The sequence below is a fragment of the Sphingopyxis sp. RIFCSPHIGHO2_12_FULL_65_19 genome (assembly GCF_001830555.1).
Classification (GTDB): Bacteria; Pseudomonadota; Alphaproteobacteria; order Sphingomonadales; family Sphingomonadaceae; genus Sphingopyxis.
On record NZ_MIAM01000052.1, the window covers coordinates 1 to 6,679 of the forward strand.

Here is a 6,679-nt window from a genome sequence, read left to right on the forward strand (position 1 = left end):
CGCCAGCCCGTCCCACACCAGCTTGGCGCCGAGCAGGACCATCAACAAATAGATCAGGACATAGAAGCGCGCGCCGTCGATCCGCTTCAACCAGCGCACGGTCAGCAAGGTCGAGCCGATCGCGAGCGGCATCAGCAGAACGGCGGCGACCAGCACCTCGTCCGGAAAGGCGCCGAGCGCGATATAGGCGGGCACCTTCATCCAGTTGATCGCCGCAAACAGGATCGAACTCGTGCCGACGAAGACGAGGTGCGGCAGACGGCGGGGCGTCACCCACATCTGGAACGGCGGGCCGCCGGCATGCGCGATCTGGCTCGTGAAGCCCGTCGCCACGCCGAAGAGGCTGCCGACCCAGCCGGGCGAGGTCGACGCGGCCACGACGCGCCCGCCGCGCTCGACCCACAGGCGATAAAGGCCGAACGCCAGCGTGATCGCGCCCAAAGCCGCCATCAGCTTGGCCTCATCGACGCGCTCGGCATAAAAATAGCCTGCGGCGATCCCGGCCGCGGCGCCCGGCAGCATCCAGCCGATAATCCAGCCATCCCACGTCTTGCGAAACGACCAGACGCTGATGACGTCCTGCACGATCAGGATCGGAAGCAGCAGCGCCGCGGCGATCGTCGGCGGCAAGACCAGCGCGACAAGCGGCGTCGCCAGCGCCCCAACCCCTGACAATCCGCCTTTCGCCAGCCCAAGCAGGATCACCGCAATCGCGAGCACGAGCAATGTCAGCGGATCGGCGAGCAGGCTCATGCGGCGGCGATGCCAGCCGTTTCGGGCAACTTCCAGTCGATCGTGCCGCGGCCATGCGCCTCAAGAAACGCGTTCGCCTGGCTGAACGGCCGCGACCCGAAAAAGCCATTGTGCGCCGATAATGGCGAGGGGTGCGGCGCACGCAGGATCAGGTGCGGGCTTCCAGCTCCCATACCGCCATCCTTCAGGCCCAAGACATTCGCCGCCTTCTTCTGCGCATGACTGCCCCACAGAATGAAGACCTTGGGCACCGGGTCGGCCGCAACCGCCGCGACGACCGCGTCGGTAAACCTCTCCCACCCCTTGCCTTGATGCGACGCAGCCATGCCGCTTTCGACCGTCAGGCAATTGTTGAGCAAGAGCACGCCCTGCTGCGCCCAATGCCCCAGATAGCCGTGCGACGCGCGCGCGATGCCAAGGTCGCTTTGCATTTCCTTATAGATATTGACGAGGCTCGGCGGGGTGCGAACCCCCGGCTGCACCGAAAAGCAAAGCCCGTGCGCCTGTCCCGGCCCGTGATAAGGGTCCTGGCCAAGGATCACGACGCGCACATCCTGCGGCGGCGTCGCATCCAATGCCGCGAACCAGTCGCGCGGGCGCGGATGGATCACCTTGCCCTTGTCGCGCTCGGCACTCAGAAACGCCTTGAGCGCCGCCATATAGGGCTGCTCAAACTCGCCGCCAATGCGTGCGAGCCAGTCGCGATGCAGTTTGACCTCGGCCATGCCGCGCGCTTCACCAGAGCGACGCGGACTTGTCCAGTGCTGGAGTTCTGCGAATGGCGGCTAGCGAGCGAAAGCGGACATAAGATCCTCCCCATGGCTGCGCCACAGGGAGGAACTAATGGCAGCTCCCCACCCCAAAACCGTCGCCGCTAGATCTTTCCGCGCACGCTCAGGAAGAACCGCCGGCCCAGATAGTCATATTGCGTCCCGAACGCGGGCGCCTGCCCGATCACCAGCGGCGTCGCGGCCACGACGGTCGACACGCGCGGCGGCGGCGTATCGAACAGGTTGGCGACGCCCAGCGTAATGCGGAAACGCTCGGCGACGTCGCGGCTCAGCGACAGCGAATGATAAAAGGTCGCGGACACGCTCACATCGGGGCAAAACCGCCCGCCGGGACGGAAAGCCGAGGTGCGGCACGCATCGCCGCCCTGCGCGCGCAGCAAATCTTCCTCGTTCGACGCCGCGCCCGTGACGTCCATCCCATAAAACAAGGTCCAGCCGCCCTTCGTCCAACCGAGGTTGAAATCGCCGACCCATTTCGGGTTGCCGATCTTGCCATTGTCATCGACCTCGGTGCCGGGGAATAGCGCGACCTTGTCTTCGACCTGCCAGGTCATCTGCGCGCGAAACGCCAGCGCGCCCAGATTGCCCAGGTCCTGATCGATCGCGAGCGACAGGTCGATGCCGCGATTGCGCTGGCGGCTGATGTTGACATAGCGGTCGGTGACGCTGGTAACGCTCTGCGCATCCGGCCCGCTTGCCGCGCGCGTGAACAGGCCGCACAGCGGTTCGTCGGCAACGTCGGAATCATAGCAGCCGCGCAGGATATTACCCGCACCGAGCAGCGTGATCTGGTCCTTCACCTCGATGTCGAAATAATCGACCGCAAGCCGCGTCCTCAGCCCGCCCCATAGCGCACCCGACAGATTGGGCGTCAGGATGACCGAGAATGTTTTCGCGGTCGAGGTTTCGGGTTCAAGCTGGCCGATGCCGCCGCCCGACACGATCGTCGCAGGGGCGAAACCGCCGACGAAGTCGGGCGCGATGCCGTCGGCGGCGCACGCGTCGAAAACGCGTTGGCTGATCGCACCCGTCGCAAGCCGCGCAGCGGTCTGGATGCACGGATCAATATCTTGCTGGCCCAAAAAGCCCGTCTGGTCGTTGAGGAACAATTCAAACAGCGCGGGTGCGCGAAACGATGTGCCCCAGGTGCCGCGAAAGCGTAGCCAGTCGGTGACCGCCCAGTCGGCCCCCACTTTCCACGTCGTATCGCTGAACGTGTCGCGCGCGCCGTCGCCGCGCGTCGCCTCGACATGGGTATAGCGCGCCGCGCCCGACAGCGTCAGCCGCTCGATCATCGGCACGCCTTCGAGCAGCGGCACCTCGACCTCGCCAAAGGCTTCCTTGGACACGGTGCGTCCCGCGGTGATCCCCGATGTCGTGAAATTGGCAACGTTGCCCGCCAGCGTCGCCTCGCCGGGCGTGTCGTCGATCTCGTCGCGGCGGATGTTCGCGCCGAACGCCGCGCTGACCGCCCCCGCGGGAAGGGTGAACAGCTTGCCCGTCAGCAACGCTTCGGCCGACGTCTGCTTGAACAGCGTCCGGCCCGTCTCGCGCCCCATCAGGAACGCGCGCTCTTCAGGCGTGAAATCGCCGCGCAGTACGCGCGGATCGGTAAAGTCGATGTCGATACAATCGGCGCCGCGGATCGCGGTCGCCGTGCCCACGCACGAGCGCGTCCGCAGCGTCTGCGACGCGATCGCGTCCCGATAGATGACATCCTGCGTATAGCGGGCGTCCGACCGGCTGTGCTGGCCGTGGACGTCCCATTTCCACCCTCCGCCAAAGTCTCCGCGCAGCCCCAGCACGCCGCGATAATAATCGACGTCGGTGCGGCTTTCCGATTTCACCAGCACGCGCGGGCGCAGGATGATGTTCCCGCCGAACTCGGCATTGAACGGGTCGCCCATATCATTGGGATCGCAGTTGAACGCCGTCGGATCGCACAGGACGAAGGGCAGCATCGACGCGCCGGTGAATTGTTCGAGCGTCACCAGCTGGAAGCCGTTGTTGTGCGATTTGCGATTGCTGAACAGCGCCTCGCCGTACAGCGTGACACTGTCTGTGACGTCGTAAGCGCCCTCGGCAAAGGCACTGAGCCGGCTTACCCCTGAAAACACGTCCATATCCTGCTCGGCGGGCTCGAACTGGTTGAGCGCGCCGGTCGATGGCCCGTCGAAATTGACCCCGAAGAAATCGTCGGGCCCGAATACGCCGATCGGGTTGTACGTGTTGATCGGGATGCCGACGCCTGCGAATTCACCGCCATATTGTCCCGCAAAGATCGCCTGCCCGTTCGGCGCGATCAGTCCGGGACCAAAAGTCGGGAAACCGTCCTGATCGACCCCCGAAAAGTCGCTGAAGGTGATCGCATTGCCCAATGTGCTGCTGCACGCCGGGCGCCCGGTGCGGAAATCGACGATGTCGGCGCGGCTGCCGTCGGCTTCGCGCTTCAGATATTCTTCCGAGCAGAACAGGAAGCCGCGGTCACGGCGGGTGAGGTTCTGCTGGCGGAAATAGTCGACCGTCGCGAAAAAATGACCGCGATCGAATGTCTTGCCGAAGCTCGCATCGACGCCATAGCTTTCGCCGCCGCCATGTTCGGTGATCGACGAAAAACCGCCGCCTTCAAGACCGTCGAGGTCGTTGCGGGTCAGGATGTTGACCACCCCCGCCACCGCATCCGAACCATAGATCGACGAGGCGCCGGTCTTGAGTATTTCGACCTGGCGCACCACCGACAGAGGCAGCACATTCAGGTCGAACGGCGCGACCGAACCGCGGATGCCCGCGGGACCCGCGCGGCGCCCGTTGATCAGCACCAGCGTCCGCTCGGCGCCGAGTCCGCGCAGCGACACCGTCTGCACATCATTGCCGCCATTGGCGACGAAGCGGTTGGAAATCGCCGACGTGATCTGGATCGATCCTTGCGCCGCGGGCGCCGATTGCAGCACGTCGGCGAGTTGGACCTGCCCCTGCAATTTGGCGCTTTCGGGGTCGATGATCTGGATCGGGTCGGCGCTGGTAAACTCGCTTTTCGCGATCCGCGATCCGGTGACAACAATCTCGTCACCATTTTGCGCCGCCGCCGGGGCAGCGGTCAGCGCGATCAGCGAGGCCGTGGCGGCCAGAAACACCTGGGGGTTGGTGCCCAATTTCATAATCTTCGTCCGATTTTAAAGTTGATCTCGCCCCCCGGCACCGCGCAACCTAAGCCGTCCGCGTTTCCATATGGTTTACGTAGCGGTAATTTTCTGCCGCCCCCCACCCGCTTGTCGCGGCCGCATGTCGCGGCTAGGCACACTGGCAAACGACCGGAAAGGATCGCGCGGATGAGCAAGGCAATGGGCGACACGCTGGGACGGCTGGAGGCGGTGATCCACGACCGGCTTTCGGCGGGCGCGGCCGACGCCTCCTATGTCGCCAGCCTCGCCGCGAAAGGTCGCGGAAAGATCGCCCAGAAACTGGGCGAGGAAGCGGTCGAGGCGGTGATCGCCGCGGTGAGCGAGGATGACCCCGCCCTGATCGGCGAGGCAAGCGACCTTGTCTTCCACTTGTCGATCCTGCTCGCGGCGCGCGGGCTGACATGGGACATGATCGCCGCCGAACTCGACCGTCGCCACGGCACCTCCGGTCACATCGAAAAGGCCAGCCGCCCCCAATAGGAGCCCTCCCCATGCCGATCGACGCGACGCTTCCCTATGACGACAGCAACATCTTCGCGCGCATCCTGCGCGGCGAGTTGCTATCGAAAACCGTTTATGAGGACGAATATGCGCTCGCCTTCCACGACATCAACCCGCAGGCGCCGCTGCACATCCTCGTGATCCCCAAGGGCGCCTATGTCAGCTGGGATGATTTTTCGGAGCGCGGCAGCGACGCCGAAATCGCGGGGTTCGTCCGCGCGGTGGGCCTCGTCGCGCGGGACCAAGGCCTTGTCGCGCCGGGCTATCGCCTGCTCGCCAATGTCGGCCTCGACAGCCATCAGGAAATCCCGCACCTTCACGTCCATATCTTTGCGGGACAAAAGCTCGGCCCGATGCTCGCGCGGTAGCTTGTTATCTTCCCCTTGATGGGGGAAGGATACGGAGCCTTGTCGCGCGCCGACTAGACGGAGTTGGATGGGGGTGACGGCACACCCGCGCATTGTCGCTTGATGCCGGCACCACTCCCCCTCCGCTGCAACTAGCCAGCAAGCTGGCAAGTTTCGCTAACCCCCCTTCAAGGGGGGGAGATATGTGACCCGCGTCACAGCATTTTCGCTATCCGCCAATAACCCTGCCCGATGCGCGGCAGCGGGTGGACTCTGTCCCCTGTTTCCAGCAGGATAGAAGTTGGACCGAAGCGGGGAGTTGGGCGATGGGCAAGGGATGGCGCGGGCTGACGACGCGATGGGCCGGCAAGGCGAAACTGGCGCTGATCCTGCCCCTCACCCTCGCGATGGCCGCGACCGCGACCGCCGACACCGTCCCGCAGGTCACGCTCGCCACGCCCGGCAGCAGCGGCACCGGCGACGGCACGATCACGCGCTTCACCCTGCGCTTTTCCGAGGACATGGTCCCGCTCGGCGATCCGCGTGCGCCCGCGCCGGCGACCAACGACTGCAAGCTGCCTGCGACCGGCCGCTGGGTCGACACCCGCACCTGGGTGCTCGAATTCGACAAACCGCTCCCCGGCGGGCTCGCCTGTCATGTCGAGCTTCGCGATGGACTGAAAACCGCGCGCGGCGTATCGGTCGCGGGCAATAGCCGCTTCGCGCTCGACACCGGCGGCCCCTCGGCGCGCGCCGTGCTCGCGGGCGGTATGGGAGGCGATATCGAAGAGGATCAGGTCTTCCTCGTCGCCACCAACGTCGCCGCCGACCGCGCCTCGGTCGCCCGCTACGGCTATTGCGCGGTCGATGGCATCGGCGAGAAGATCCCGCTCGACGTCCTGCCCCGCGCCACCGCGACCGAAATCCTGACCGGGCTCGGCGACAATAATTGGTCGCGCCAGTCCTTCACTTACGACGCCGGACTGCCGCAGCGGCTGCCCGCCGCGGGCGCCGACCGCGAGGCCGCGCTCGACCGCATCGTTGCGGTCAAATGCCGCCGCCCGCTGCCCCCGGGGCGCGAAATGGCGCTCGTCTGGGACGCGCG

The 6,679-nt window shown here is 65.4% G+C and carries 5 protein-coding genes and 1 pseudogene; 3 read left to right on the plus strand and 3 right to left on the minus strand.

Annotated elements, in window-relative coordinates; all coding sequences use genetic code 11:
- The 3 genes from A3E77_RS14835 to A3E77_RS14845 form a co-directional block, all read right to left on the minus strand.
- On the minus strand, positions 1 to 753 hold a 753-nt coding region (locus A3E77_RS14835; protein ID WP_293647301.1), incomplete at its 3' end, for a sulfite exporter TauE/SafE family protein.
- A complete protein-coding gene (ung, locus tag A3E77_RS14840) occupies positions 750 to 1,478 on the minus strand; it encodes a uracil-DNA glycosylase (RefSeq protein WP_293647303.1) in 729 nt (242 codons plus the stop codon). The genes ung and A3E77_RS14835, both read right to left, overlap by 4 nt.
- 149 nt (positions 1,479 to 1,627) lie before the next feature.
- The gene (locus A3E77_RS14845; RefSeq protein WP_293647305.1) at positions 1,628 to 4,702 is read right to left on the minus strand and encodes a TonB-dependent receptor plug domain-containing protein; all 3,075 of its coding nucleotides are present in this window, start codon (positions 4,700 to 4,702) and stop codon (positions 1,628 to 1,630) included.
- A 171-nt stretch (positions 4,703 to 4,873) separates the two neighbouring features.
- Here A3E77_RS14845 and A3E77_RS14850 point away from each other — a divergent pair, with 171 nt between their 5' ends.
- The 3 genes and pseudogenes from A3E77_RS14850 to A3E77_RS14860 all read left to right on the plus strand — a co-directional run.
- The gene (locus A3E77_RS14850) at positions 4,874 to 5,206 is read left to right on the plus strand and encodes a phosphoribosyl-ATP diphosphatase (RefSeq protein ID WP_293647307.1); all 333 of its coding nucleotides are present in this window, start codon (positions 4,874 to 4,876) and stop codon (positions 5,204 to 5,206) included.
- Between the two features lie 11 nt (positions 5,207 to 5,217).
- The gene (locus A3E77_RS14855) at positions 5,218 to 5,595 is read left to right on the plus strand and encodes a histidine triad nucleotide-binding protein (RefSeq protein ID WP_293647309.1); all 378 of its coding nucleotides are present in this window, start codon (positions 5,218 to 5,220) and stop codon (positions 5,593 to 5,595) included.
- 305 nt (positions 5,596 to 5,900) lie between these two features.
- Positions 5,901 to 6,679: pseudogene (locus tag A3E77_RS14860) on the plus strand (alpha-2-macroglobulin); the annotation flags it as partial.